Here is a 267-nt window from a genome sequence, read left to right as displayed (position 1 = left end):
TCTTGGATGAGATCGCCCAGCGGCGCATAGTCCTGGGAGGCGCGGTCTTCGGTGACGTCATAGACCTCGGCTTGGGCGCGATCGACTACCTCGGCGATGTCAGCGCCGTCCGCGCCGGCGTAGCCGTATTGCACCACCCGGGTGCCGGCTTGCACCAGGCGGCGCAGCACGGCCTTTTCGGCGACGATGTCGGCGTAGTAGCCGGCGTTGGCCGCGGTGGGCACCGCGGAGATCAGCGTGTGCAGGTACGGCGCACCGCCGACCCGG

Annotated in this window: 1 pseudogene; it reads right to left on the bottom strand. The window is 69.7% G+C overall.

The annotated features are described in order from the left end of the window. Nucleotides 1–267 (bottom strand): annotated as a pseudogene (locus ACYQ8K_RS30300) (replicative DNA helicase); the annotation flags it as partial.

It is taken from the genome of Mycobacterium sp. MUNTM1, from assembly GCF_054660795.1.
The sequence above is the reverse complement of the archived record's forward strand: the minus strand, read 5'-3'. Positions and strand labels throughout refer to the sequence as shown.